The 24,868-nt window shown below is 63.8% G+C and carries 25 protein-coding genes; 11 read left to right on the top strand and 14 right to left on the bottom strand.

What is annotated here, in order from left to right:
• Positions 1-41: 41 nt before the first annotated feature.
• Complete coding sequence (gene thrC / locus UB43_RS10690) at positions 42-1,451, top strand: threonine synthase (protein ID WP_045210457.1); 1,410 nt, start codon at positions 42-44, stop codon at positions 1,449-1,451.
• Positions 1,452-1,622: 171 nt separating this feature from the next.
• The gene (locus tag UB43_RS10685; protein ID WP_045210456.1) at positions 1,623-1,904 is read left to right on the top strand and encodes a DUF3509 domain-containing protein; all 282 of its coding nucleotides are present in this window, start codon (positions 1,623-1,625) and stop codon (positions 1,902-1,904) included.
• A 53-nt stretch (positions 1,905-1,957) separates the two neighbouring features.
• Here the strand turns inward: UB43_RS10685 and UB43_RS10680 are convergent, their stop codons facing one another.
• The 6 genes from UB43_RS10680 to UB43_RS10655 form a co-directional block, all read right to left on the bottom strand.
• Positions 1,958-2,290, bottom strand: coding sequence for a hypothetical protein (locus UB43_RS10680; RefSeq protein ID WP_045210455.1), 333 nt, complete (start codon positions 2,288-2,290; stop codon positions 1,958-1,960).
• Between the two features lie 248 nt (positions 2,291-2,538).
• Positions 2,539-3,240, bottom strand: a complete 702-nt coding sequence (locus tag UB43_RS10675; protein WP_045210454.1) for an ABC transporter ATP-binding protein — start codon at positions 3,238-3,240, stop codon at positions 2,539-2,541.
• Positions 3,241-3,243: 3 nt separating this feature from the next.
• On the bottom strand, positions 3,244-4,011 hold the full coding sequence (gene livG / locus UB43_RS10670) for a high-affinity branched-chain amino acid ABC transporter ATP-binding protein LivG (RefSeq protein WP_045210453.1): 768 nt from the start codon (positions 4,009-4,011) through the stop codon (positions 3,244-3,246).
• Positions 4,008-5,264 (bottom strand): high-affinity branched-chain amino acid ABC transporter permease LivM, encoded by a 1,257-nt coding sequence (locus UB43_RS10665; protein ID WP_045210452.1) that lies wholly within the window; start codon positions 5,262-5,264, stop codon positions 4,008-4,010. Before UB43_RS10665 ends, livG begins: the two co-directional genes overlap by 4 nt.
• Entirely contained in the window at positions 5,261-6,184 is a 924-nt protein-coding gene (livH, locus tag UB43_RS10660) for a high-affinity branched-chain amino acid ABC transporter permease LivH (RefSeq protein ID WP_045210451.1), read from the bottom strand. Before livH ends, UB43_RS10665 begins: the two co-directional genes overlap by 4 nt.
• A gap of 116 nt (positions 6,185-6,300) precedes the next feature.
• Positions 6,301-7,422: a branched-chain amino acid ABC transporter substrate-binding protein gene (locus tag UB43_RS10655; RefSeq protein ID WP_045210450.1), complete on the bottom strand. Its 1,122-nt coding sequence runs from the start codon at positions 7,420-7,422 to the stop codon at positions 6,301-6,303.
• Between the two features lie 308 nt (positions 7,423-7,730).
• On the opposite strand from UB43_RS10655, the gene UB43_RS10650 reads away from it, so the two are divergent.
• A complete protein-coding gene (locus UB43_RS10650; RefSeq protein ID WP_045210449.1) occupies positions 7,731-8,048 on the top strand; it encodes a DUF2288 domain-containing protein in 318 nt (105 codons plus the stop codon).
• A 66-nt stretch (positions 8,049-8,114) separates the two neighbouring features.
• The gene (locus UB43_RS10645) at positions 8,115-8,480 is read left to right on the top strand and encodes a DUF5064 family protein (protein WP_045210448.1); all 366 of its coding nucleotides are present in this window, start codon (positions 8,115-8,117) and stop codon (positions 8,478-8,480) included.
• A 181-nt stretch (positions 8,481-8,661) separates the two neighbouring features.
• Here UB43_RS10645 and phnE read toward each other — a convergent pair whose 3' ends face one another.
• From phnE to UB43_RS10625, 4 genes are read right to left on the bottom strand one after another with little or no spacing between them, the layout of a single operon-like run.
• Positions 8,662-9,432, bottom strand: coding sequence for a phosphonate ABC transporter, permease protein PhnE (phnE, locus tag UB43_RS10640; protein ID WP_045210447.1), 771 nt, complete (start codon positions 9,430-9,432; stop codon positions 8,662-8,664).
• Positions 9,429-10,271: an ABC transporter permease gene (locus tag UB43_RS10635; protein ID WP_045210446.1), complete on the bottom strand. Its 843-nt coding sequence runs from the start codon at positions 10,269-10,271 to the stop codon at positions 9,429-9,431. Before UB43_RS10635 ends, phnE begins: the two co-directional genes overlap by 4 nt.
• The gene (locus UB43_RS10630) at positions 10,265-11,071 is read right to left on the bottom strand and encodes a phosphonate ABC transporter ATP-binding protein (protein ID WP_045210445.1); all 807 of its coding nucleotides are present in this window, start codon (positions 11,069-11,071) and stop codon (positions 10,265-10,267) included. Before UB43_RS10630 ends, UB43_RS10635 begins: the two co-directional genes overlap by 7 nt.
• Entirely contained in the window at positions 11,068-11,925 is an 858-nt protein-coding gene (locus UB43_RS10625) for a putative selenate ABC transporter substrate-binding protein (protein WP_045210444.1), read from the bottom strand. The genes UB43_RS10630 and UB43_RS10625 overlap by 4 nt, the downstream gene beginning before the upstream one ends.
• 155 nt (positions 11,926-12,080) lie before the next feature.
• Between UB43_RS10625 and UB43_RS10620 the strand changes: the two genes are divergently transcribed.
• The gene (locus UB43_RS10620; protein WP_045210443.1) at positions 12,081-12,980 is read left to right on the top strand and encodes an NAD(P)-dependent oxidoreductase; all 900 of its coding nucleotides are present in this window, start codon (positions 12,081-12,083) and stop codon (positions 12,978-12,980) included.
• Positions 12,977-13,768, top strand: a complete 792-nt coding sequence (locus UB43_RS10615; protein ID WP_045210442.1) for a hydroxypyruvate isomerase family protein — start codon at positions 12,977-12,979, stop codon at positions 13,766-13,768. The genes UB43_RS10620 and UB43_RS10615 overlap by 4 nt, the downstream gene beginning before the upstream one ends.
• A gap of 4 nt (positions 13,769-13,772) precedes the next feature.
• On the opposite strand, the gene UB43_RS10610 is transcribed toward UB43_RS10615, so the two are convergent.
• On the bottom strand, positions 13,773-15,935 hold the full coding sequence (locus UB43_RS10610; protein ID WP_045210441.1) for a bifunctional diguanylate cyclase/phosphodiesterase: 2,163 nt from the start codon (positions 15,933-15,935) through the stop codon (positions 13,773-13,775).
• A 291-nt stretch (positions 15,936-16,226) separates the two neighbouring features.
• Here UB43_RS10610 and UB43_RS10605 point away from each other — a divergent pair, with 291 nt between their 5' ends.
• On the top strand, positions 16,227-17,885 hold the full coding sequence (locus tag UB43_RS10605; protein ID WP_045210440.1) for a phosphoethanolamine transferase: 1,659 nt from the start codon (positions 16,227-16,229) through the stop codon (positions 17,883-17,885).
• 79 nt (positions 17,886-17,964) lie between these two features.
• On the opposite strand, the gene UB43_RS10600 is transcribed toward UB43_RS10605, so the two are convergent.
• Together UB43_RS10600 and rapA are read right to left on the bottom strand one after the other, a co-directional pair.
• The gene (locus tag UB43_RS10600; protein WP_024764627.1) at positions 17,965-18,417 is read right to left on the bottom strand and encodes a universal stress protein; all 453 of its coding nucleotides are present in this window, start codon (positions 18,415-18,417) and stop codon (positions 17,965-17,967) included.
• Between the two features lie 218 nt (positions 18,418-18,635).
• Positions 18,636-21,488, bottom strand: coding sequence for an RNA polymerase-associated protein RapA (gene rapA / locus UB43_RS10595; RefSeq protein ID WP_177329789.1), 2,853 nt, complete (start codon positions 21,486-21,488; stop codon positions 18,636-18,638).
• Between the two features lie 224 nt (positions 21,489-21,712).
• Between rapA and UB43_RS10590 the strand changes: the two genes are divergently transcribed.
• The 3 genes from UB43_RS10590 to UB43_RS29815 are packed head-to-tail and all read left to right on the top strand — an operon-like array spanning position 21,713 to position 22,824.
• Positions 21,713-22,018: a hypothetical protein gene (locus UB43_RS10590; protein WP_045210438.1), complete on the top strand. Its 306-nt coding sequence runs from the start codon at positions 21,713-21,715 to the stop codon at positions 22,016-22,018.
• Between the two features lie 48 nt (positions 22,019-22,066).
• Positions 22,067-22,666 carry an alpha-ketoglutarate-dependent dioxygenase AlkB gene (locus tag UB43_RS10585; protein WP_045210437.1) on the top strand — a complete coding sequence of 200 codons (600 nt, stop codon included), beginning with the start codon at positions 22,067-22,069 and terminating at the stop codon, positions 22,664-22,666.
• A complete protein-coding gene (locus UB43_RS29815) occupies positions 22,663-22,824 on the top strand; it encodes a hypothetical protein (RefSeq protein ID WP_088419735.1) in 162 nt (53 codons plus the stop codon). The genes UB43_RS10585 and UB43_RS29815 overlap by 4 nt, the downstream gene beginning before the upstream one ends.
• 339 nt (positions 22,825-23,163) lie before the next feature.
• Here the strand turns inward: UB43_RS29815 and UB43_RS29560 are convergent, their stop codons facing one another.
• Positions 23,164-24,462 carry a glycosyl hydrolase gene (locus UB43_RS29560; protein ID WP_177329788.1) on the bottom strand — a complete coding sequence of 433 codons (1,299 nt, stop codon included), beginning with the start codon at positions 24,460-24,462 and terminating at the stop codon, positions 23,164-23,166.
• A gap of 283 nt (positions 24,463-24,745) precedes the next feature.
• Between UB43_RS29560 and ccoM the strand changes: the two genes are divergently transcribed.
• On the top strand, positions 24,746-24,856 hold the full coding sequence (gene ccoM / locus UB43_RS30200) for a cytochrome c oxidase subunit CcoM (RefSeq protein ID WP_024764625.1): 111 nt from the start codon (positions 24,746-24,748) through the stop codon (positions 24,854-24,856).
• The last annotated feature ends 12 nt before the right edge of the window (positions 24,857-24,868 follow it).

Raw genomic sequence — 24,868 nt, 5'->3', positions numbered from 1 at the left:
GCGGCGCCTGCGCGCCGCCGCCAACCCGAAGGTTTCACACCATGCGTTACATCAGTACCCGCGGCCAGGCGCCCGCGCTGAACTTCGAAGACGTGCTGCTGGCTGGCCTGGCCAGCGACGGCGGCCTCTACGTGCCGGAAAACCTGCCGCGCTTCACCGTCGAGGAGATCGCCTCCTGGGCCGGCCTGCCGTACCACGAGCTGGCCTTCCGCGTGATGCGCCCGTTCGTTGCCGGCAGCATCTCCGACGCCGACTTCAAGAAGATCCTCGAAGAGACCTACGGTGTCTTCGCCCACAACGCCGTGGCGCCGCTGCGCCAGCTCAACGGCAACGAGTGGGTGCTGGAGCTGTTCCACGGCCCGACCCTGGCCTTCAAGGACTTCGCCCTGCAACTGCTCGGCCGCCTGCTCGACCACGTGCTGACCAAGCGCGGCGAGCGCGTGGTGATCATGGGCGCCACCTCCGGCGACACCGGCTCGGCCGCCATCGAAGGCTGCAAGGCCTGCGAGAATGTCGACATCTTCATCATGCACCCGCACAACCGTGTGTCCGAGGTGCAACGCCGCCAGATGACCACCATCCTCGGCGAGAACATCCACAACATCGCCATCGAAGGCAACTTCGACGACTGCCAGGAAATGGTCAAGGCCAGCTTCGCCGACCAGGGCTTCCTCAAGGGCACCCGTCTGGTGGCGGTGAACTCGATCAACTGGGCGCGGATCATGGCCCAGATCGTCTACTACTTCCACGCCGCCCTGCAGCTCGGCGCCCCGGCCCGCTCCGTGGCCTTCTCGGTGCCCACCGGCAACTTCGGCGACATCTTCGCCGGGTACCTCGCGCGCAACATGGGCCTGCCGGTCAGCCAGCTGATCGTCGCGACCAACCGCAACGACATCCTGCACCGCTTCATGTCCGGCAACCGCTACGACAAGGACACCCTGCACGCGTCGCTGTCGCCGTCCATGGACATCATGGTCTCGTCCAACTTCGAGCGCCTGCTGTTCGACCTGCACGGTCGCAACGGCAAGTCCGTCGCCGAGCTGATGGACAACTTCAAGGCCACCGGCAAGCTGGCCGTCGAGGATGACCGCTGGACCGAAGCCCGCCGCCTGTTCGATTCCCTGGCGGTGAACGACGAAGAGACCTGCGAGACCATCGCCCAGGTCTACGCCGAGTGTGGCGAACTGCTGGACCCGCACACCGCCATCGGCGTGCGCGCCGCTCGCGAGTGCCGCCGCAGCCTGGCCGTGCCCATGGTCACCCTGGGTACCGCGCATCCGGTCAAGTTCCCGGAAGCGGTGGAGAAGGCCGGCATCGAGGCTGTTCCGGCACTGCCGGCACACCTGGCCGACCTGTTCCAGCGCGAGGAGCGTTGCACCGTTCTGCCGAACGAACTGGCCAAGGTCCAGGCCTTCGTCAGCGCCCACGGCAACCGCGGCAAACCGCTCTAAAACGCGGCTCGCTGTCCGGAAAAGCCCGCCAATCGGCGGGCTTTTTCATGCCCGCATGAGTGGGTCGTGAAACATGCCGTCATGACCAACGGTACTGAAACCCACGAACTTTATCGCCGAACGTGCGGTCTTCTTCCTGTGTTTTTTCATTTCGCAACAAGGAGATACGACATGGACCGGCTAAGCGCCCTGCTGACCGAGACCTTCGCTCCCTACGCTCCCTCCCTGGGCCCGGCACGCCCCGACGGCGGCCGTATTCTGACCCTCACCAACGACGAAGGAGACGTGGTACTGCGGCGAGTCATCGAGGGCCAGCATCTGGCCGACCATGACCAGAGTGCAGAGGCGGTGCAGACCATTCGCCGCGACCTGCTGATCTCCGAGGGCCGCATGGAGGACGACGTGGTCTCCCAATTGCGCCAGCGAGCACAGGTGCTGAGCTACGGCACCTGAACGCCAGCCAACGAAAACGCCGCCCACTGGGCGGCGTTTTTGTTTTCTGCCGCTCAGAGCTTGCCCAGGTACTTGAGCCGGGACCGGATGCCGCCGCTGGAGCGCCCATGCTCGCGGGCAATGGCTGCCACCGTCTCGCCAGCCGCGAAGCGCTCCAGCAAGGCTTTCTCTCCTGCCTCCTGCCAGGGTTTGCCGGCCTGCTGGGGCAATACGCGCGGCTTGGCCGGTGGAGCTTCCAGTGCCTGGATAGCGTGGAAGAGCGCGCGGATCACTTCCGGGGCCTGGCAGGGATCGTCTACTGCCAAGGGAGCATCGTGGCGCGGGTCGATGCCGTGGGCCAGCTTGCGCAACAGCACGAGGGATTCGGTGTAGTGGTCGGCGTTCATGGCGGCTCTCCTGGTTTTGTCCGCAGATGCTTGGCGCGCGCTTATGGGCTGTCTGTCGGCAGAGTCGGGAGAGAAGGGAGAAACGGCGGAGGAGGGCGGGCTGACTGTAGGAGTGAGCTTGCTCGCGAATGGTTTTCCCTTCAGCGCCGTCGTTGGAGGTGGTTCGCGAGCAAGCTCGCTCCTACAGGCCCCTTTCAGGGCGCCATCAAAAACGGCCCCGAAGGGCCGTTTTCTGTGCAGCGCGAGGATCAGCCGCCGAGGTATGCGTCGCGCACCTTGGGGTTCACCAGCAGGTTGGCGCCGGTGTCTTGCATGACGATGCGACCGTTCTCCAGCACGTAGCCGCGGTCGGCGAGCTTGAGCGCCTGGTTGGCGTTCTGCTCGACGAGGAAGACGGTCACGCCTTCCTGGCGCAGCTGTTCGACGATGTCGAAGATCTGCTGGATGATGATCGGCGCCAGACCCAGCGACGGCTCGTCGAGCAGCAGCAGCTTGGGCTTGCTCATCAGCGCACGGCCGATGGCGAGCATCTGCTGTTCGCCGCCGGACATGGTGCCGCCGCGCTGGTTGAAGCGTTCCTTCAGGCGCGGGAAGAGCCCCAGGACCTTGTCCATCTGTTCCTGGTAGTCACCCTTGCTGGTGAAGAAGCCGCCCATGGCGAGGTTCTCTTCCACGGTCAGGCGGGCGAACACGCGACGGCCTTCGGGCACGACGGCGATGCTCTTGCGCATGATCACGGAGGATTCCTTGCCGACCAGCTCCTCGCCCATGTAGGTGATGCTGCCGGAGGAGGCGCGCGGCGAGCCGCACAGGGTCATCAGCAGGGTCGACTTGCCGGCGCCGTTGGCGCCGATCAGGGTGACGATCTCGCCCTGCTGGACTTCCATGCTGACGTCGTGCAGCGCCTGGATCTTGCCGTAGAAGGTGGAAACCTTGTCGAACTTCAGCATGACTCAGGACTCCCCCAGATAGGCTTTGATCACATCCGGGTTGCCGCGGATTTCCTCCGGGGTGCCGTCCGCCAGGGGGGTGCCCTGGTTGATCACGTAGATATGGTCGGAAATGCTCATCACCAGCTTCATGTCGTGCTCGATGAGCAGGACGGTGACGCCGTGCTCGGAGCGCAGCATGGCGATCAGCGCCTTGAGGTCCTCGGTTTCCCGCGGGTTCAGGCCGGCTGCCGGCTCGTCCAGCATCAGCAGTTGCGGACGGGTCATCATGCAGCGGGCGATCTCCAGGCGGCGCTGCTGGCCGTAGGCGAGGGTGCCCGCCGGGCGGTTGGCGATGTCCTTGAGGTTGACGATTTCCAGCCAGTGCGAGGCGTAGTCCAGGGCCTCGGCTTCCGCGCGACGGAAGGACGGGGTCTTGAGCAGGCCGGCGAGGAAGTTGGTGTTGATGTGCCGGTGTTGCGCCACCAGCAGGTTCTCCACCGCGGTCATTTCCTTGAACAGGCGCACGTTCTGGAAAGTCCGCACCACGCCCTTGTGGGCGATCTTGTGGCCCGGCAGGCCCTGGATGGGCTCGCCGCGCAGCAGGATCTCGCCACCGGTGGGCGCGTAGAAGCCGGTCAGGCAGTTGAACACGGTGGTCTTGCCGGCGCCGTTGGGGCCGATCATCGAGATCACCTGTTTTTCCTGGACCTTCAGGGCCACGTTGTTGACGGCCAGCAGCCCGCCGAAGCGCATGGTGAGGCCGGCTACTTCAAGAATCGGTCGGCTCATTTTCGCAACTCCAGGTGCGGGCGCTGCATGGGCAGGAGCCCCTGCGGACGCCAGATCATCATCAGCACCATGAGGGCGCCGAACATCAGCATGCGGTACTCGCTGAACTCACGCATCAGTTCGGGCAGCAGGATCATCACCACGGCGGCCAGGATGACGCCGAGCTGGGAACCCATGCCACCCAGCACCACGATGGCGAGGATGATGGCCGATTCGATGAAGGTGAACGACTCCGGGGTGACCAGGCCCTGGCGCGCGGCGAAGAAGCTGCCGGCGAAACCGGCGAAGCAGGCGCCGAGGGTGAAGGCGGAGAGCTTGATCAGCGTCGGGTTCAGGCCCAGTGCGCGGCAGGCAATCTCGTCTTCGCGCAGGGCTTCCCAGGCGCGGCCCAGGGGCATGCGCAGCAGGCGGTTGATGACGAACAGCACCAGCAGCACCAGCAGCAACGCGACCAGGTAGAGGAACACGACCTTGTAGTTCGAGTTGTAGGCGATGCCGAAGAACTCGTGGAAGGTCTGCATGCCCTCGGGGGCGCGGCGCTCGAAGGTCAGGCCGAACAGGGTCGGCTTCTCGATGTTGCTGATGCCGTTGGGGCCGCCGGTGAGCCAGGTCATGTTGCGCAGCAGGATGCGGATGATCTCGCCGAAGCCCAGGGTCACGATCGCGAGGTAGTCGCCGCGCAACCTCAACACCGGGAAGCCGAGGATGAAGCCGAAGAACGCGGCCATCAGGCCGGCGATCGGCAGGCACACCCAGAAGCCCAGGCCGTAGTAGTGCGACAGCAGCGCGTAGCTGTAGGCGCCCACGGCATAGAAGCCGACGTAGCCGAGGTCGAGCAGGCCCGCCAGGCCCACCACGATGTTCAGGCCCAGGCCCAGCAGCACGTAGATCAGGATCAGGGTGGCGATGTCCACCGCGCCGCGCGAGCCGAAGAACGGCCAGGCGAGGGCGACGAGGATCAGCACCATGATGATCTTGCGTTGCACGGAGGCGTGGGTCAGGCGTTCGGCCAGCCTGGTGTGCGGGTGCGACAGTGCCTGTTTCACGCTGCCGCCGAAGGCGAAGCGATCACGCACCAGTTGCCAGACGAACATCAGTACGGCGCAGGCGGCGATCGTCCACAGGCGGGTAGGGCTGACGTTCTCCAGCTGCAGGCCGATGCCGATCACGCTGAGCTTCACGCCCAGCACCGGATAGGCGACGGCCATCACCAGCAGGGCGCTGAAGAATGCGGTCTTGAGTTTCTGGCTCATACCTTTTCCACCTCCGGGCGACCGAGAAGGCCGGTTGGCCGGAAGAGCAGCACGAGCACCAGCAGGGTGAACGCCACCACGTCCTTGTACTGGTCACCGAACACGTCGGCACCGAAGGCTTCGGCCACGCCCAGCACCAGGCCGCCGAGCATGGCGCCCGGAATGCTGCCGATACCACCGAGCACCGCGGCGGTGAACGCCTTGATGCCGGCGAGGAAGCCGATGTGCGGGTTGATCACGCCATACTGCAGGCCCAGCAGCACCGCGGCCACGGCGGCCAGGGTGGCGCCGATGACGAAGGTCAGGGCGATGATGTTGTTGGTGTTGATGCCCAGCAGGTTGGCCATCTTCAGGTCCTCCGCACAGGCGCGGCAGGCGCGGCCCAGGCGGGAGCGGGAAATGAACATGGACAGGCCGTACATGGTCAGCAGGGTGATGATGAAGATCAGCACCTGCATGTACGAGATGGTGACGCCGCTCATCTCGTCCGGGCCGATGATGAAGTTGCCCGGCAGCAGGTTGGGGATTGCCTTGTCCTTGGAATCCTGGGCCAGCAAGACCTCGTTCTGCAGGAAGATCGACATGCCGATCGCGGAGATCAGCGGAATCAGTCGGTTGCTTCCACGCAGGGGTCGATAGGCGATCCGTTCGATGGTGTAGCCGTAGGCGCTGGTGACGATGATCGCCGCGGCGAAGGTGCAGATGATAACGACAGGGAGACTAACGATCCCCATCATGGCCAGCCCCGTGATCACGATGAAGGCTACGTACGAGCCAATCATGTACACCTCGCCATGGGCGAAGTTGATCATGCCGATGATGCCGTAGACCATGGTGTAGCCGATGGCGATCAGGGCATAGGTGCTGCCGACGGTGAGGCCGTTGATCAGCTGTTGCAGGTAGTGATAGAGCTCAGGCATTACCTAACTCCTCGGGCGTCGCGTGAAGCGGCGCTTGTGGCGCGACGGACCCCCGGAATACTCGGATAAACAAAGCCCACTGCGTGGGCAGTGGGCTTTGTGTGGAGGCGGGTGGCTTACTTGGCTTCGGTCTTGGTGCCGTCCTTGTGCCACTGGTAGACCACGAAGTTGAAGTTCTTCAGGTCGCCCTTCTCGTCGAAGGCCAGGTCACCAGTCGGGGTCGCGAAGGTGTTGGAGCGCAGCGCTGCTGCCACCTTGTCGGTGTCTTCGCTGCCGGCTTTCTTGATGCCTTCGGCGATGACCTGGACAGCGGCGTAGGCCGGGAACACGAACGGACCGCTCGGGTCTTCGTTCTTGGCCTTGAAGGCGTCAACCAGGGCCTGGTTCTTCGGATCCTGGTCGAAGGACTTCGGCAGGGTCACGTACAGGCCTTCGGAAGCCGGGCCGGCGATGGCGGAGATCTCTTTGTTACCCACGCCTTCCGGGCCCATGAAGCCGACTTTCAGGCCTTTCTCGGAAGCCTGGCGCAGGATCAGGCCCAGCTCCGGGTGGTAGCCGCCGTAGTAGACGAAGTCGACCTTGGCCTGCTTGAGCTTGGCGATCATCGCGGAGAAGTCCTTGTCGCCGGCGTTGATGCCTTCGAACAGGGCGACCTTGATGCCAGCGTCTTCCAGGGTCTTCTTCACGGCAGTGGCGATGCCTTCGCCGTACTGCTGCTTGTCGTGGATCACGGCCACGGTCTTGGGCTTGATGTGTTCGGCGATGAACTTGCCGGCGGTCGGGCCCTGCAGGCTGTCCAGACCGATGGTGCGGAAGATCAGCTTGTAGCCACGGGAGGTGATGTCCGGGCTGGTGGAAGCGGCGGTAATCATCATCACGCCTTCGTCTTCGTAGATATCCGAAGCCGGTTGGGTGGAGCTGGAGCACAGGTGGCCAACGACGAACTTGACGCCATCGTTGACGATCTTGTTGGCAACGGCCACGGCTTGTTTCGGATCGCAAGCGTCGTCGTAGACCACGCCTTCCAGTTGCTTACCGTCGACGCCGCCGGCCTTGTTGATCTGCTCAATGGCCATCTTGGCGCCAATGAACTGCATCTCCCCATACTGGGCGACTGCGCCGGTCACCGGGCCGGCCAGAGCAATCTTGATGGTGTCGGCGGCCATGGAGAAGCTGGCAACGCCGGCCAGGGCCATGGCGGTGAACAGCTGGGAAAGACGCTGAGTACCCTTTTTCATAATGCTCCACTCTTCTTGTGTTTTCGTTTTTGTAGTCCTGGTTGCCAGCGGCTCACCGGACCGGGATTGCCCCGGACAGACCCACCGGCAACTGTACCGGTACAGTGTAGAGTGCCGCCGGACCGCTTGAAAAGCAGGTGGCGGGCAGCCGATCGTGGGCATGTCGCAAGATTGAAACAAACGTACAGAAAAACGGCGCTATATGACTTTTCCTTATGGGGTTCCGTCACCAGCGAAAACGCCGTCCGAACCTTGCCTGGCGCGGTCCCGGCGCTATCATGGCGCCGTTCGTTTACCAGGTGAGATTCATGACTGAACAAGCTAGCACCCTCTATGCCAAGTTGCTTGGCGAAACCGCGAAGATTTCCTGGCAGGAGCTCGCGCCTTTTTTTGCCCGCGGCAACCTGCTCAAGGTCGCGGGTTCCGCCGATCTGGTGGAGGTCGCGATGGGCGTGGCCGAGGACGACAGGGCCAAGGTATCGGCCTGGCTGGCCAGTGGTGAGCTGAGCAAGGTCGACGAAAAGCTGGCGCAGGATTTTCTCGACCGCGACCCGGAACTCTGGGCGGTGGTGATCGCCCCCTGGGTGCTGGTACAGGAAAGAGTTCGAAAAGAGTCCGTGCACTGACACGGGGCGATTTCCAATTCGCAAAGGCCGGCTAGACTGTCGGGATTCCATCGAAGGAGATTCGCCATGTTCGAACCGGGCCATCTGCACCTCCAGTCCCTGCCGGGGCTGGGACAGCAGGAAATCGACGCTCACATCAACTATGAAGTCCGCAAGGATGTGGAAAAAGGCACCATCGTTCACTTCATCATGAAGGGCGAGATCGACGGCAATGCCTTTACCGAAGAGTGGGACATGCCCAAGGAGCAGGCCTTCAACTTTGCCAGCGATGCCACTCGCATTGCGCAGAAACATGGCCTGCATCCCCGGTTTGGCTCGATGGTGCGCAACCACAAGGAGTACGACGCGATGTTCGAGGACATCCGTCAGAAGCTCGGCACCCAGCCGGGCGACCCGATCGATCTGGACAAGGTGATCCACGGCGATTCGTAAGCGACGCATTCAATAAAAAGCCCGGCCATGTGCCGGGCTTTTTATTGCGTGCAGTTCAGCCCCGCCGGGCGGCAGCGGTTTACCTGTAGGAGCGAGCTGGCTCGCGAACGGATACACCGGTGACTTCGTCGTGGGGCGGTTCGCGAGCAGGAACCGGGCGTCCCCCTGGCTTCTACGAGCGCTAGTGGCTCACCCAGCGCTGCCGCGCCCAGGCGCTGAGCGAGTCCACGCACAGCACCAGCAGCAGCATGGCGATGATCACCGTGGCGGCCTGGGCCTGCTGGAACAGGCTGAGGCTGAAATACAGCATCTGCCCCAGGCCGCCCGCGCCGACGAAGCCGAGTACGCTGGCCATGCGGATGTTGTTTTCCCAGCGGTAAAGCATGTAGGCCACCAACTGCGGCCAGACCGCCGGAAGGGTGCCGTAGGCGAAGGCGGCGACGCGTCCGCCGCCGGCCAGGCGCACGGCTTCTGCCGGAGCGGTCGGGGTATTCTCCAGCGCCTCGGCGAACAGCCGGCCGAGCACGCCGCCGGTGTGCAGCGCCAGCGCGAGGGTGCCGGCGTTCGGGCCGAGTCCGGCGGCCAGCACCATCAGCGCGCCCCAGACCAGCTCCGGCACAGCGCGCAGGGCGTTGAGCAGCAACCGCGAAAGGCTTTGTGCGATGCGTCCGAAGCGCCCTGCCGCCGGCAGCGCCAGGAGCATGCCCAGCAGCGCCGCGAGCAGCGTGCCGATGGCGGACATGGCCAGGGTTTCCAGGGCGCCACGACCGACGGCCGTGAGGTGCGCCGCGCTCAGGTCCGGCGAGAGGAAGTCGCGGCCGTAGTCGAGCATCTGGCCGAGGCCGCGCGCGTCGAACAGCCCGCCGGTGTCCATCTCCAGGTAGGCGAAGGATGCTCCTATGGCGAGCAGGATCAGCAGCAGCCAGCCCAGGCTGCGCAGCAGGCCGGTCATTCGAGCCTCCCGCGCAGGAAGCGGCTGAGCAGGTCGGCGCCCAGCACCAGCACCAGGAAGGTCAGCAGGATGCTCGCCACTTCGCCGCCGGCGAACATGCGCAGCGACAGGTCGATCTGCTGGCCGAGGCCACCGGCGCCGACGAAGCCCATCACCACCGAGGCGCGGATCGCGCATTCCCAGCGGTAGACGGTGTAGGAGATCAGTTCCGGCGCGGCTGAGGGCAGCACGCCGTAGGCGAAGGCCTGCAGCCGCGAGCCACCGCCCAGCAGCAGGGCGCGGGTCGGGCGTGGGTCCACCGATTCGAAGATTTCCGCGTAGACCTTGCCGAGCATGCCGCCGTAGGTGATGGCGATGGCCAGCACGCCAGCGGTGGGGCCCAGGCCCACGGCGCGGACGAACAGCAGCGCCCAGACGATTTCCGGCACGCTGCGCAGCACGATCAGCAGGCCGCGCACCGGCCAGCGCAGCGCACGCGCCCACCAGGCCGGCAGTCCGCCGCGGGGCAGGGCGGAGATCGACAGCGCTCGGGTTGCCAGCAGTGCCGCGGGGAACGCAATCAGCCAGGCCAGGGCCATGCCGGCCGTGGCGATGGCCAGGGTTTCCAGGGTCGCGCGGCCGAGCAGGGCGAGGAATTTGTCGTCATGGGCCGGCGGCCAGAAGCCGCCGAGGAAGTTGGCCATGGTCCGCGCGTTGTCGCCACTGAACAGGCCGGTGATATCCAGCTCGGACAGGCGCAGGCCCGGCCACAGTAAAGCCAGGGCGAGCAGGGTGAGCAGCAGGCGCGGCAGCGCCGCCGGGTCGCGGGGCGGGCTCTTGGAAAGTGCCGGGTTCAGCATCGCGGAATCTGCACCACCACCGGTTTGCCCACCGGCGAGGAAGCGTCCTGCTGGCCGAGCTGCTCGTTGGCGTAGAGGGCGCGCAGGTCCTCGGGAGTGACGTTCTCCGCCGCCTTGTCGAAGGCGATCCGACCGTCGCGCACGCCGACGATGCGCGGAAAGTGCTCCAGCGCCAGGTCCACCGCGTGCAGGCTGGCAAGCAACGTCACGCCACGGTTCTGCGCTTCACGGGTGAGCACGCCGAGGGTGTGGCCGGCGAGCACCGGATCCATGGCCGAGACGGGTTCGTCCGCCAGCAGAATTTCGGCCTGCTGGTACAGCGCACGGGCGATGCCGACGCGTTGCAGTTGGCCGCCGGATAGCTGGTCGCAGCGCTCGAAAAGCTTGTCACCCAGGTCCAGGCGCTGCAGTTCGCTGCGAGCGCCGGCGCTGTCGACGGGGTAGAGCAGGCTGGCCAGGCTTTTCCACAGCGGCCACTGGCCGAGGCGGCCGGCGAGCACGGCGGTGACCACTCGCTGGCGCGGTGGCAGCGGCGGAGCCTGGTGCACCAGGGCAATGCGCGAGCGCAGGCGCTGGCGTGCCGGGCCGCTCAGCGCCCAGGGCTGGGTACCGAGCAGGTCGAAACTGCCGGAAGCGGGTTTCAGTGCGGTGGCGAGGATGCGCAGCAGCGTGGTCTTGCCGGCGCCCGACGGGCCGATGATCGCCACCCGTTCACCGGCAGCGACACTGAGGTCGATGCCGGCGAGCGAGCGCTGGCCGTTGGCGTGGATGTGCTCCACGCCGGTCAGTTTCAGGGTCACTTCAGCAGGCCGGCGGCGCGCGCCGATTCCTCGATGCCCTTGTAGTTGTCAGGCTGGGTCTCGATGAAGCGGCTGGCCGCCTGCAGGTCGAGGATTTCCTTGTCGCGCGGCTTGCTTGGATCAAGGGCGAGGAAGGCCTTCTTGATCTTCTCGGCCAGGGCCGGGTCGAGGTTGCCGCGTACGGTCCAGTTGTAGTCGTAATAGGTCGGGGTGGTGGCGAAGACCTTCACCTTGTTGGTGTCGACCTTGCCGCTGTCCACCAGCTTCTGCCAGACGGAGGCGTTCAGCACGCCGGCGTCGACCTTGCCGGCCTGGACCCAGGCGACGGTGGCATCGTGGGCGCCGGAATAGGCCACGCGGGAGAAGAACTGCTCGGGCACCACGCCGTCCTTCTGCATGAAATAGCGCGGCATCAGGCTGCCGGAAGTGGACGACACGGAACCGAAGGCGAAGGTCTTGCCCTTGAGGTCCTGGATCGATTTCACGTTCGGGTCGGCGGTGATGAATTTGCTGGTGAACTGCTGGTCCTGCTCGCGCTGCACCAGCGGAATGGCGTTGCCGGTCTTCAGGCGCGCCTGGACGAAGGTGAAGCCGCCCAGCCAGGCCATGTCCAGGCGATCCGAAGCCAGGGCTTCGACCACGCCGGCATAGTCGGACACCGGGATGAACTTCACCGGCATGCCCAGTTGCTCTTCCAGATAGGCACCCAGCGGCTTGAACTTGCGCAGCAGTTCGGTGGGAGCTTCATCGGGAATGGCCGAGACTTTCAGTTCTTTGGGCGTATCGGCGTGGGCGAAAGCGGCGGACAGGGACAGGGCGAAACCGGCGGCGAGCGCCAGGGTGCGTTTGAGCATGGGGAGAGTTCTCCGGGTCAATGGCGGAAAAAACTCCGGGAGTATAGTGGCGGCGCGCTTTTTCCGCAGTCGGCGATTACAGGTCTGCCGGCGTTCGTGCCTGTTAGAATGCCGCACCCCCGTGCCCGCCCTGTTGTCGAACTGGAGCTCATCCCATGTCGTCTCTTTTGCCATCCCTCGCTTTTGCCGGTCTCGGCTTGATGGGAGTACCCATGACACGCCGCCTGCTGGCCGCCGGTTACTCGCTGACGGTGTGGAACCGCTCTGCCGGCAAGCGTGAGCTGCTGGCCGCCGACGGCGCCACGGCCGTGGAAACGCCCGCACAGCTTTGCGCCGAAGCCGAAGTGGTGATGCTCTGCCTGGCCGATACCGCCGCCGTGCGCGAAGTGGTGTTCGGCGCCGGTGGCATCGTCGAGAGCGCCCGCGCCGGCCAGGTGCTGGTGGACTTCTCCAGCCTGGAACCGGCCGCTACCCGCGAGATGGCCGCCGAGCTGGAAGCGCGTACCGGCATGCGCTGGGTCGATGCTCCGGTTTCCGGCGGCACGCCGGGCGCCGAGGCCGGCACCCTGGCGATCATGGCCGGCGGCCGCGTCGAGGATGTCGAACGCGTGCGGCCGATCCTCGCCCACCTCGGCCAGCGACTGACGCGCATGGGCGACGTAGGCGCCGGGCAGGTGACCAAGGTGTGCAACCAGATGATCGTCGCCTGTAATGCGCTGGTGATCGCCGAAGTGGTGGCGCTGGCGGAGCAGTCCGGCGTCGATGCCCGTCTGATCGCCCCGGCCCTGGCTGGCGGTTTCGCCGACTCCAAGCCCCTGCAGATCCTTGCCCCGCAGATGGCCGAGAGCTGCTTCGAGCCGGTGAAGTGGCACGTCCGCACGCTGCTCAAGGATCTGGATACCGCCGTCAAGCTTTCCCGCGAGGAAGGCTCGGCCACGCCCATGAGTGGCCTCGCCGCGCAATTGATGCGCCTGCATGGCAGCCAGGGCAATCTCGAACGCGACCCGGCTACCCTGGTCGAGCAATACCGTCTTTCGAAGGAATTCCCCGCATGAAACTCTGCGCCAACCTGTCCCTGCTGTTCACCGAAGTCCCGCTGCTGCAGCGTATCGACGCCGCCGCCAAGGCCGGTTTCGAGGGCGTGGAGATCCAGTTCCCCTACGACGTTCCCGCGCAGGACCTGAAAGCTGCGCTGGACGAAGCCGGCCTGCCGCTGGTGCTGATCAACCTGCCGGCCGGTGACCTGATGCAGGGCGGCCCGGGCATCGCCGCCGTGCCGGAGCGTGCTGCCGAATTCGAAGCGGCGCTGGCCAAGGCGCTGGACTATGCGCGGATCGTCAAGCCGCAGCACGTCAATGTGCTGGCTGGCCGGCTGGTGGAAGGCCTGGAGCGTGAGGATGCGCTGCAGACCCTGGCCGAGCGCCTGCGCGCCACCTGCGATGCCTTCGCCGGCAGCGGCACCGATGTGCTGATGGAAGCCATCAACTGCCACGACATGAAGGACTTCCTGCTCAACACTCCCGAGCACCTGCAGGACATGCTCGAGCGCGTGGCGCGGGAAAACCTGCGCGCGCAGCTGGACCTCTACCACATGGCGCGCATGGGCCTGGAGCTGGTGGATTGCATCTATGCGCTGATGGGCCAGATCGGCCACGTGCAGTTCGCCGACTACCCCGAGCGCGGTGAACCGGGCTCGGGCGAGATGGAATTCGAAGTACCGCTGCAGGTGCTCGACGACGTGGGCTATGAAGGCTGGCTGGGCGCCGAGTATCGCCCCACGGGTACCACCGCCGACTCCCTGCGCTGGTTGCCGCGCTGGCGAGCGGGCAAATTCGACTTCTGATCCCTCAGGCCTGGCTGCGAATCAGTGCCGAGTCGCTGTCCTCGCGGTAAGCCTCGAGGAACTCTACCAGCGCGCTCAGGGGCAGGGGCCGGCTGAACAGATAGCCCTGGGCCAGCTCGCAATGGTTGTCACGCAGGAACGCCAGTTGTTGCGCGTGCTCCACGCCCTCGGCGATCACCTTCAGGTGCAGCTTCTGCGCCATGGCGATGATCGCCTGGGCGATCTCGCTGTCACGCCGTGATTGCGGTACATCGCGGATGAAGGAGCGGTCCACCTTCAGCGCATCCAGCGGCAGTTGGCGCAGGTAGGACAGCGACGAATAGCCGGTGCCGAAGTCGTCGATGGACAGGCTCACGCCCAGGTCGCGCAGGCGATTGAGCAGCGGGATGGCCTGGCTGATGTTGGACATCACGGCGTTCTCGGTGACCTCCATCTCCAGGTAGCGCGCGGCGAGGCCGGTGTCGGCCAGGGTCTGCTGGACCTCATCGACCAGCCCCTCGCGGCCCAGGTTGCTGGCGCAGCAGTTCACCGCCACCCGCAGGTCCTTGTAGCCCAGGTCGTGCAGGCGGCGCAGGTCCTCGCAGGCGCGGCGCATCACCCAGGCGTCCAGCGCGCCGATCAGGCCGTTGGCGGTCGCCAGCCCGATGAAACGATCCGGTGCGAGCAGGCCGTGGGTTGGGTGCCGCCAGCGCACGAGGGCTTCGAGCTGCTCCACTTCGCCGTGGTCGATGCGCAGGATCGGTTGGTAATAGAGCACCAGCTCGTCATCCCACAGCGCCTTGCGCAGTTCCTCCTCCAGCTGCAGTTCCTGGGTCGCCTTGGTTTTCAGATGCGGGCTGAAGAAATGCGTGGCATTGCGGCCGTTGCCCTTGGACTGGTACAGCGCGAGGTCGGCGTGCTTGAGCAGTTCCTCGGGCTGCTCGCTGTCGTTGGGGAAGAGGCTGATGCCGACGCTCATGGTCATCACCAGGCTGCGCCCGGCGATGCTGATCGGCTCCTTCATGCGCTGCATCAGGCGCTGGGCGAGGATGCGCGCCTCGTGGTCCTCGCCTAGGTCCGCGAGGATGCAGAACTCGTCGCCGCCAAAGCGCGCCAGCAGGTCGGTGCTGCGCAACGCGCTGCGCAGGCGTTCGGAGACGATGCACAGCAGTTCGTCGCCAGCGGCATGGCCGAGCGAGTCGTTGACCCGCTTGAAGTGGTCCAGGTCCAGCAGAATCACCGCCATGCCCTGGGCCTTCTGCCGGTTGCGTTGCAGGCGGGCCTCGAACTCGTCGTTGAGCGCGTTGCGGTTATGCAGGCCGGTGAGACCGTCGAAGCGCGCCAGTTTCTGCAGCGAGGCGTTGGCACTGTCGAGCTGGTTGAGCAGCGCGTTGACGCGGCTCAGCTCGCTTACCTTGCTTTCCAGGCTGTCCTCGATCCAGGCCGCCCAGAGCCCGGCCAGCACCACGGCGAGAGCCAGCAGGCCGACCATCAGGCCGAGCTGGATGGCGTTGTTGCGCCCCAGGTCCGCCACCGGCGCTACCCAGCTTGGCAGGGTCAGGGTCAACGCGGCCATGCCGGTGAAGTGCATGCTGGAAATGGCGCCGCCCAGCAGCAGGCTGGCGAGAATCTGGTAGACCCACTGGCGGCCTGCTGGCTGGCGATTGAGTACCGGCGCCAGCACCAGCGCGACGAAGGCCACCAGCACGGCCATCAGCACCGAGAGGGTGACCAGCAGCGGGTCGTAGTGCTGCATTGGCGGCGATTCGATGGCGGCCATGCCGGTGTAGTGCATGCTGGCGATGCTGGCACCGATGCAGCAGGCGGCCAGCAGATATTGCAGCGGGCTCAGCCCGGCGTGGGCGAGCAGGCGCATGGCGACGATGCAGATGGCGATGGCGATGAGCAGCGAAAGCAGCGTCAGGCCGCCGGCGAAGTGCAGTGGCACCGAGGCGTGGAAGGCCAGCATGGAAACGAAGTGCATCGACCAGATGCCGCTGCCCAGGCAGATGCCGCCGACCCATTGCCAGCGGTGCGCGTGTTGCGGCGCACGGACCATCCGCGCGGTGATGTTCAGCGCCACGAAGCTGGCGACGCAGGCGATGAGGATGGCCAGCAGGACCAGCCCGGGGTTGTGGGAACACTCCAGCAGCACAGCATCGGGTACGGCGTCCTGGTGCCAATCCATGGGCGGGATGCTCCGGAGGTCGGGGGAGGAGGCAGATTGATATCACTTTGTTTCAAGTCTAGGAAGCCAGGGTGGCGCTGCAAGGAACTCGTTGAATTTTCGGTGTAATGCCGGAAGGCGAGCGACGTACGGTAGTGCCAAGTGCCCAGCCTGTCCCGGATTCGACCACTGGCCGAAAGCTTGTAGCCAACTTGACACTTTTTTGACTAACTGCCCGCTAGAGTTGCGCCGCCGGCCGGCAGGGTCGGCATCCCATTTCCTATCCGACTATCGATGTAAGGAGTGCGCTCGATGTCCGAGGGCAAGCGCCGCCTCTTCCCCCAGGTCAGTTCCGCGCGGCTGGTCCTGCTGTTCTCGCTGGCACTGGTGCTGTTCTACAACTTCGCCACCTGGCGGGCGCTGAACAGCCTTGTACCCATGGAAGGCCTCTGGGGCGTGGCGTTCTTCGCCTCCTTCGGCTTCTTCCTGTGGGCTGCCTTCACCCTGCTGCTGACCCTGGTGTCGTTCCGCCCGCTGCTCAAGCCGGCGTTGACCCTGGTGGCGCTGGTTTCCGCGGCCGCGGCGTACTTCATGAACTCCTACGGTGTCGTGATCGATACCGTGATGGTGCAGAACGTCGTCGAGACCAACCCCGGCGAAGCCACCGCGTTGTTCAGTGCACGCATGTTCGGTTACCTGCTGGTCCTCGGCGTGCTGCCGGCGGCGATCATCTGGCTGACGCCAGTGCGCTACAGCCCGTTCTTCCGTGGCCTGCTGAACAAGGTGCTGGTGATCTTCGGCTGCCTGGTGGTGGTCGCCGTCTGCGTGGGGGCGTTCTATTCCACCTACGCCCCGGTGTTCCGCCAGGAAGAGAAGCTGACCCACTTCATCAACCCGACCAACTACATCTACGCGGTGAGCAAGTTCACCAAGCAGCGCCTGGGCATCAAGGAGAACCTGGTGGTGCAGCCCATCGGCGAGGACGCGGTGATGCCGCGCAAGGTAAGCGCCGATGGCCGCAAGTCGCTGATGATCTTCGTGGTCGGTGAAACCGCCCGCGCGGACCACTTCTCCCTCAACGGCTATGCCCGCGACACCAACCCGGAACTGAAGAAGCTCGATATCCTCAACTTCACCAACGTCAGCTCCTGCGGCACTTCCACCGCGGTGTCGGTGCCCTGCATGTTCTCCAAGTTCCCCCGCGAGGACTACAGCGACAAGAAGGGCAAGACCAACCAGGGCCTGCTGGACATCCTCCAGCGCGTCGGTGTGTCGGTGCTCTGGCTGGACAACAACAGCGACTGCAAGGGCACCTGCCTGCGCGTGCCCAACCGCGATATTCCCAAGGACCAGCCCGGTCCGTTCTGCGACGGCAAGAACTGCCTGGACGAAGCCCTGCTGCAGAACCTGCAGGCCTACATCGACGGCCTGAAGGACAACGCCATCATCGTCCTGCACGCCGACGGCAGCCACGGCCCGGAATACTACGACCGCTATCCCAAGTCGCTGGAGCGCTTCACCCCGGTGTGCCGCACCAACCAGCTGGGCAGTTGCAGCAGCGAGGAGCTGGTGAACGTCTACGACAACACCATCCTCTACACCGACTTCTTCCTGTCCAAGGTGGTCGAGTTGCTCAAGCAGAACCAGGAGCGCTTCGACACCTCGATGGTCTATGTCTCGGACCACGGCGAATCACTGGGCGAGAACGGTGTCTACCTGCATGCCGCGCCCTATGCCATCGCCCCGAAGGCGCAGACCCACGTGCCCATGGTGATGTGGTTCGGCAGCGGCGCGCTGGGCGGCATGGGCGTAGATCGCGGTTGCCTGGAGAAGAAGGCCGGCGGCGCCGAGCTGAGCCACGACAACCTGTTCCATTCGGTGCTCGGCCTGTACGGCGTGCACACCAGCCTGTACCAGCCGGACCTGGATATTTTCCACTCCTGCAAACGCGACATGACTGCCGCCCAGTAAGCTTGCGGCGAGCGAAATGGCGGCCATGAAAAAGGCCCTGCGGTGCAAACCGCAGGGCCTTTTGTCTTTCCGGGGGCCGTTACTTCTCGCGAACCAGCAGCACCGGGCGGTTGCTGACGCGCAGCAGGCCTTCGGCCACGCTGCCCAGCATCAGGCGGCGCACGCCACGGCGGCCGTGGGTGCCCATGACGATGACGTCGGCCTTGGAGGCTTCGGCCTCGATCTCGATGCGCTCGGCGATCTCCTCGCTGGCACGTTCCTGGCAAACCCGCTCGAAGCTGGTTTTCACCGGGAACTCGGCGATCTTCTCCTTCGCCTTGCCGAGGATGTCATCGGCGGCCTTCAGCGCGGCTTCGCGCAGCGGCTCCGGGTTGTAGTACACGGCGTAATCGGGCAGATGGCGCAGCGGGCTGTCGACGATGGTGATGACGCGCAGCTCGCCGCCGCTCAGCTGGGCCAGCTTGGCCGCTTCGACCAGGGCACGGTCGGAAACCGGGCTGCCGTCCACCGCTACCAGAATGCGCTCGTACATGATGTGTTCCCTCAATGAGTGGCTTGGTAAGGAAACTCTATCCCCCCATGGGCGAGAATCCCTTGCGCAGCGTCAATGGTAGTCGGTGTGTCTGAATATGCCGGGAATAGAGCGGCGTAACGCGGTGTTTCGGAGCCACGGGGCGTAGGAACGGTGCCCATGAAAAAAGCCGCCACCGGTTGTCCGGTGGCGGCTTCTTCATTTCAGCGTTGCTGCGATCAGCCGGCAACCAGCACGCGGATCGCCTCCAGGCGCAGGGAGGCCTTGTCCAGCAGCGCCAGGCTGTCGTCACGCTGCTTGCGCAGGGCATCCAGCTCGCTGTCGCGCACGCTCGCGTTGACGGCCTTGAGCGCGGTCAGACGAGCCAGTTCCTCGTCCAGGGTCGCGGTCAGCTGCTGGCGGGCGGCTTCGACGCGCTCGGCATGGCGCGGGGTGATCTTGGTCTCGGCCTGGGCGAACTGCTTGGCCAGGACATCACGCTGCGCCTGCACGAACTTGTTGGCGCTGGCGCGCGGCACGCTTTCCAGCTGGTCGTTCAGGGTCTCGAAGGATACGCGCGAGGACAGGTCGTTGCCGTTGGCGTCCATCAGGCAGCGCAGCGCCACCGGTGGCAGGAAGCGGCCCAGCTGCAGCTTGCGCGGCGCCACGGCTTCACTGACGAACAGGAGCTCCAGCAGCACGGTGCCGGGCTTGAGCGCCTTGTTCTTGATCAGCGCCACGGAGGTGTTGCCCAGCGAGCCGGACAGCACCAGGTCCATGCCGCCCTGCACCATGGGGTGTTCCCAGGTGAGGAACTGCATGTCTTCGCGGGCCAGGGCCTGGGCGCGGTCGTAGGTGACGGTGACGCCTTCGTCGTCGCCCAGCGGGAAGCTGGCGTCGAGCATCTTCTCGCTCGGGCGCAGGATCAGCGCGTTCTCGGAGTGGTCCTCGCTGTCGATGCCGTAAGTGTCGAACAGGCGCTCCATGTAGATCGGCAGGGCGAACTGGTCGTCCTGTTCCTCGATCTCTTCCACCAGCGCCTCGCCTTCGCCGGCGCCGCCGGAGTTCAGCTCCAGCAGGCGGTCGCGGCCGTTGTGCATCTCCGCTTCCAGCGCTTCACGGGCGGCGGTGCCTTCGGCCAGCAGGGCCTCGAAGGCGTCGTCGTCGCCGCCGTCCAGCAGCTCCACCAGGCGCGGGCCGAAGCGGTGCTGCAGGGCGTTGCCGGTGGGGCAGGTGTTGAGGAAGGCGTTCAGCGCCTGGTGATACCACTGGAACAGGCGTTCCTGCGGGCTGTTCTCCAGGTGCGGCACGTGGATCTGGATGGTGTGCTTCTGGCCGATCCGGTCGAGGCGGCCGATGCGCTGCTCCAGCTGGTCCGGGTGGGCCGGCAGGTCGAACAGCACCAGGTGGTGGGCGAACTGGAAGTTGCGGCCTTCGCTGCCGATTTCCGAGCAGATCAGCACCTGGGCGCCGAATTCTTCATCGGCGAAGTAGGCAGCGGCGCGGTCGCGCTCGAGGATGCTCATGCCTTCGTGGAACACGGTGGCCGGGATACCGGACTTCAGGCGCAGGGCATCGCCCAGGTCCATCGCGGTCTCGGCGTGGGCGCAGATCACCAGCACCTTGTACTGCTTGAGCATCTTCAGGGTGTCGATCAGCCACTCGACGCGCGGGTCGAAGCGCCACCAGCGGTTGTTCTCGTCGACATCCTCGGATTGCGCCTGGAAGCTGACTTCCGGGTAGAGGTCCGGGTGCTCGCCCAGCGGCAACTCCATGTACTCGATCGGGTTGGTCAGCACGTAAGGGTGCAACTGGCGCTCAGGGAAGCCCTGCACGGCGGCGCGGGTATTGCGGAACAGCACGCGGCCGGTGCCGTGGCGGTCGAGCAGCTCGCGTACCAGGCGGGCGCGGGCTTCTTCATTGCCGGCCTCGACGCTGGCCAGCAACTCGTCGCCCTCGCTGCCGAGGAAGCCGTGGATGGCCTGGCGCGCGGCAGGGGAGAGAGTGCCCTGGTCGACCAGCTCCTGCACCGCCTCGGCAACCGGGCGGTACTGGCTGCTTTCGCTGCGGAAGGCTTCCAGGTCGTGGAAACGGTCCGGGTCGAGCAGGCGCAGACGGGCGAAGTGGCTGTCCAGGCCGAGCTGTTCCGGGGTCGCGGTGAGCAGCAGCACGCCGGGGATGACCTGGGACAGTTGCTCCACCAGCTGGTATTCGGCGCTGGCCTGTTCCGGGTGCCACACCAGGTGGTGGGCTTCGTCGACCACCAGCAGGTCCCACTCGGCAGCGAACAGCGCGTCCTGCGCCTTCTCGTCCTCGCGCAGCCACTCCAGCGCCACCAGGGCCAGCTGGGTGTCTTCGAAGGGGTTGCTGGCATCGCTCTCGACGAAACGCTCGCGGTCGAACAGCGCGACTTCCAGGTTGAAGCGCCGGCGCATTTCCACCAGCCACTGGTGCTGCAGGTTCTCCGGCACCAGGATCAGCACGCGGCTGGCGCGGCCGGAAAGCAGCTGGCGATGGATCACCAGGCCCGCTTCGATGGTCTTGCCCAGGCCCACTTCGTCGGCCAGCAGGACGCGCGGCGCCATGCGGTCGGCGACTTCGCGGGCGATGTGCAGCTGGTGCGCGATGGGTTGCGCGCGGGCGCCGCCCAGGCCCCAGAGCGAGGACTGCAGCAGGCGGGTGCGGTGTTCCAGGGTGTGGTAGCGCAGGCCGAACCAGGACATCGGGTCGATCTGCCCGGCGAACAGGCGGTCGCTGGCCAGGCGGAACTGGATGAAGTTCGACAGCTGGGTTTCCGGGACGGTGTGCTGCTCGTTCTGCGCGGTGAGGCCGTGATAGATCAGCAGGCCGTCGATCTCGTCCACTTCGCGGACGGTCATCTTCCAGCCTTCGAAGTGGGTGATCTGATCGCCCGGGGCGAAGCGCACACGGGTCAGCGGCGCGTTGCGCTCGGCGTACTGGCGGGTATCACCGGTGGCGGGATAGAGCACCGTGAGCATGCGGCCGTCCAGCGCAAGGATGGTCCCCAGCCCGAGCTCCGCTTCACTGTCGCTGATCCAGCGTTGACCGGGTTGATACTGCGCCATGGACACCTCCCAAAAAAGCCGGCTATGGTACCGGAACGCGCAGCGTTCAGCGATGGCCGTCGGTGCCTCCGGTCGCCCGAGTCATCGGCAGGGCCTGTTGGAGGCGCGCACTCATCGCGAATCGTGGAAAGTGTAGCGAGGCGCACTCAAGTCTGTAGCGCTCCGGCCGATAGCCTGACCAGAGGACTTGTCAGCGCACTTCTCCACAGGGCCCGCCCCAGGAACAATCGATGCTGCCGCCCATTCCCCATAGTCTGGCACCCGTCACTGCCCAGCAGGACGTGCTCAAGCCGCGACCGGATGTCACCCCGGTGTCTCCGCCTGCGCCCAGCGCGGGCAATGCCGGCGTGGAACTGGAGCGTCGCCCTGACGAGCAGGCGCTGCGCGAGGAGTACCAGCGCCGGCGCAAGCGTCGCCAGCTCGCCGACGGCACGCCCGAGGGCGAGGCGCTGGAAGAGCTGGAGGAAGTCGAGGAACTGGGCGAGGACGTGCAGGCTGCCCAGCGCAAGGGGCTTTGGATCGATGTCGAGGTCTGAACGGGCGGGGGAGTAGACTAGCCCCACCGCCGAGTACCCGAGCTTTCCATGCTGTTCGACGACGCCCCGATCCTTCTCCCCGATGCCGAGCTGCGCCTGATCCCCGACTGGTGCCCGCCGTCGTGCGCGGCCCAGTGGCTGGAGCAATTGCTCGAACAGACCCCCTGGGAACAGACCGTCGTGCACCTGCACGGGCGCGACTACCCGGTGCCGCGCCTGGTCAATTGGTACGGCGATCCCGAGGCTTTCTATACCTATTCCGGCCAGACCCACGCGCCGCTGCCCTGGACGTCGCTGCTGGCGGAAATCCGCTCGGCGGTGGAGCAGGTCGCCGGCCAGCGCTTCAACGGCGTGCTGCTCAACTACTACCGCGACGGCCAGGACTCCATGGGCTGGCACAGCGACGACGAGCCGGAACTCGGGCGCAACCCGGTGGTGGCCTCGCTGAACCTTGGCGGCACGCGGCGCTTCGATCTGCGGCGCAAGGGGCGAAACACAATCGAACACTCCATCGAGTTGTCCGGCGGATCGCTGCTGGTCATGTCCGGCGCGACACAGCATTATTGGCAACATCAGGTTGCCAAGACGCGCCGTCCGGTTGCTCCGCGCCTGAATCTGACTTTCCGCCTGGTGCATGCCCTGCCATGAGCAACGACGACAAGCTGATCGACTTCACCGCCGAGCGCGACAAGCGCATCCACGACGTGCACGAAAAGCGCCTGCAGGACGTGCGCAAGGCCTTCGAGCAGGCGCTGCCGCTGGGCAAGCCCCGCAAGAAGGGCAAGAGCAAGCCCAAGAAACGATGAAGGCTGCGGCGTGAAGTCCATATATTGATATTTTTATTTTTCGTTGTAGTCCCGCCAGTTTCGGTGGTTTTCCACCATGTCATCAAAGGTTGTAGCTTGGCCTGCCCCCCAGCTTGCTAATTCTGAGGGGTAAGGTTGACGCATGAGTATTGCTTGATAGGAACGCTTAATGGTTTCATCTCTTTCAGTTTTAGCTTCTTGGGTAGATAACCATTCCCGATGATTTTTAAGTATTTGTGCGTAATTTATAAAGTTGGTGCTGCTCCATCCACTAATTTCGTGGGTTGTTGGTTGTCGGCCAAATGTCGCTTGGTAAGATCTTTTGATTACTTCTGACCTTTAATTGGCTCCTTCAGGGCTGAATAGCCAGTATTTATTTGTGTTTACTATGTCGTCATATGAGTTGTTATTGGATGCGACCGTTCTTAACCATCCGTCGTAATTTGTATTGTATGCCTCCCAAGTTGAAGGCGGTCGTCCAAAGGATGTTTGGAATGCTTGATTAAGCCGGGAGAGAGCTTGGCTGTTTTTGGCTGAGTCACTATTGATTGGCATGTAGGCGAACAGTTTCATTTGCTCTAGCAGCGATTTGTAGGCTGGCTTTTGTAGGTCATGCCTATCAATTATTCCAAAGTGCTTTTCGCAGTCTGCTATCCATGAGGTGTCGCGGTCTCTGAATTCATAGAAAAGTGCGTGGGTTACTTTCTCTTCGGCGATGGCGGGCACTAAATCTACAAGAAATTTTTTATGTTCAGCGGTGTGCGCTGTGCTTTCGGTATTGCACGCGCCCGTGCTGGATGGCTTTCCTGTTTCAACTAGCCAGAAGTTGTTGCCGTACTTGTTGTTGAGTGTTCTCAACGTTGATTTGAAGCTTGTGAAGTTTTGTTGGTGATCATACTCGTCAGGGTATATGTCAAAGGAAAATATGTCTAGAGTTCCCTCTAGTTTGCTCATGTAGAGTTGCGCGTAGGCGTCACCTCCTGCCGCATTGGTTGTGATTTTTGCGGTTGGGTTTATGGACCTTATAGCGTTTTTTGCAGTAGAAATTGTGTTTCTTAAAGAGTTCATGTAGCTATCAGAGACGGAAACGGCTTGACCGTTTTTACAGGTGAAGTCTGTATGGTTGCATACAGGTGAGTAGTCGTCTTTATATGCATGGTTAGCCTCGTTGTAAATTTGCCATACTTCAGCTTTTGGGAATTTCGTGGCGAGTCGGGAGAATTGAAAGTTAACAGATTTTAGAAAGTCACTTTCTGAGAGGTTTAGCTTTCTTAATTCATAGGCTGGGTAGGCCGTGAAGAATACTTTCATGCCTTTGGCTAGCGCATAGTTGTAGATTTCAACTGCAGGCGTCCAGTCTTCTTCGTTGAAGGTTATGCTGGTGGGTGAGTTGTATTTTGTAATTGCAATGTCAACTCCGATTCGTAGCCACTTGACATCGTTCTTGGCAAGTTCGTCAATCATACGGCGATGAGCCGAGATTCTTTCCTGAGTGTTTGTGCTTCTGTCCCCAATGTGCGCAGTGAAACCGTACTCTGTTTGTATGCTTGGAGCTGAGCAAGCATGGTCGGTGGCTGCCATGGCCATCGAGATGGCGAAGGTGATTTTGCCTAGGGTGTTTATGTTCAGTGTTCGCATGTGCAGTTCTCGATTGATGTCGTTCCCCATATATAAATAATTTTTCCGCTGATAGTTTTACTTTTTAAAGTTGAAACGCTCATTTTCTTTGTGGGAGATATCTGTAGGTTTGTGGGTCTGTGTTTGCATTGGGCCTTGGCTATTCGTTTTTTGATCTATATCAATTTATATTTATTCGCGGGTATCCAGGGCTTCCAATATTGACCCAGGTCAATTTGTCCTGCCCGGCCGCCGGTAATCTGCACACATCCCCAGACGATGTAGGCAACAGGAGGCCAGCATCATGTTCATCGACGAAGTGGTTCTCGCAGGCATCCTTACCGTCGGACTGATGGTTGTTTTCTTCGGCGGGGTCGGAATTTTCATCTGGAAGGACAGCCACAAGAAGAGCTGATCCTTACAGAGT

The sequence above is a fragment of the Pseudomonas sp. 21 genome, from assembly GCF_000955805.1.
Lineage (GTDB): Bacteria > Pseudomonadota > Gammaproteobacteria > Pseudomonadales > Pseudomonadaceae > Pseudomonas.
Note: the sequence above shows the minus strand (reverse complement) of the source record. Positions and strands in the feature narration are given on the sequence as shown.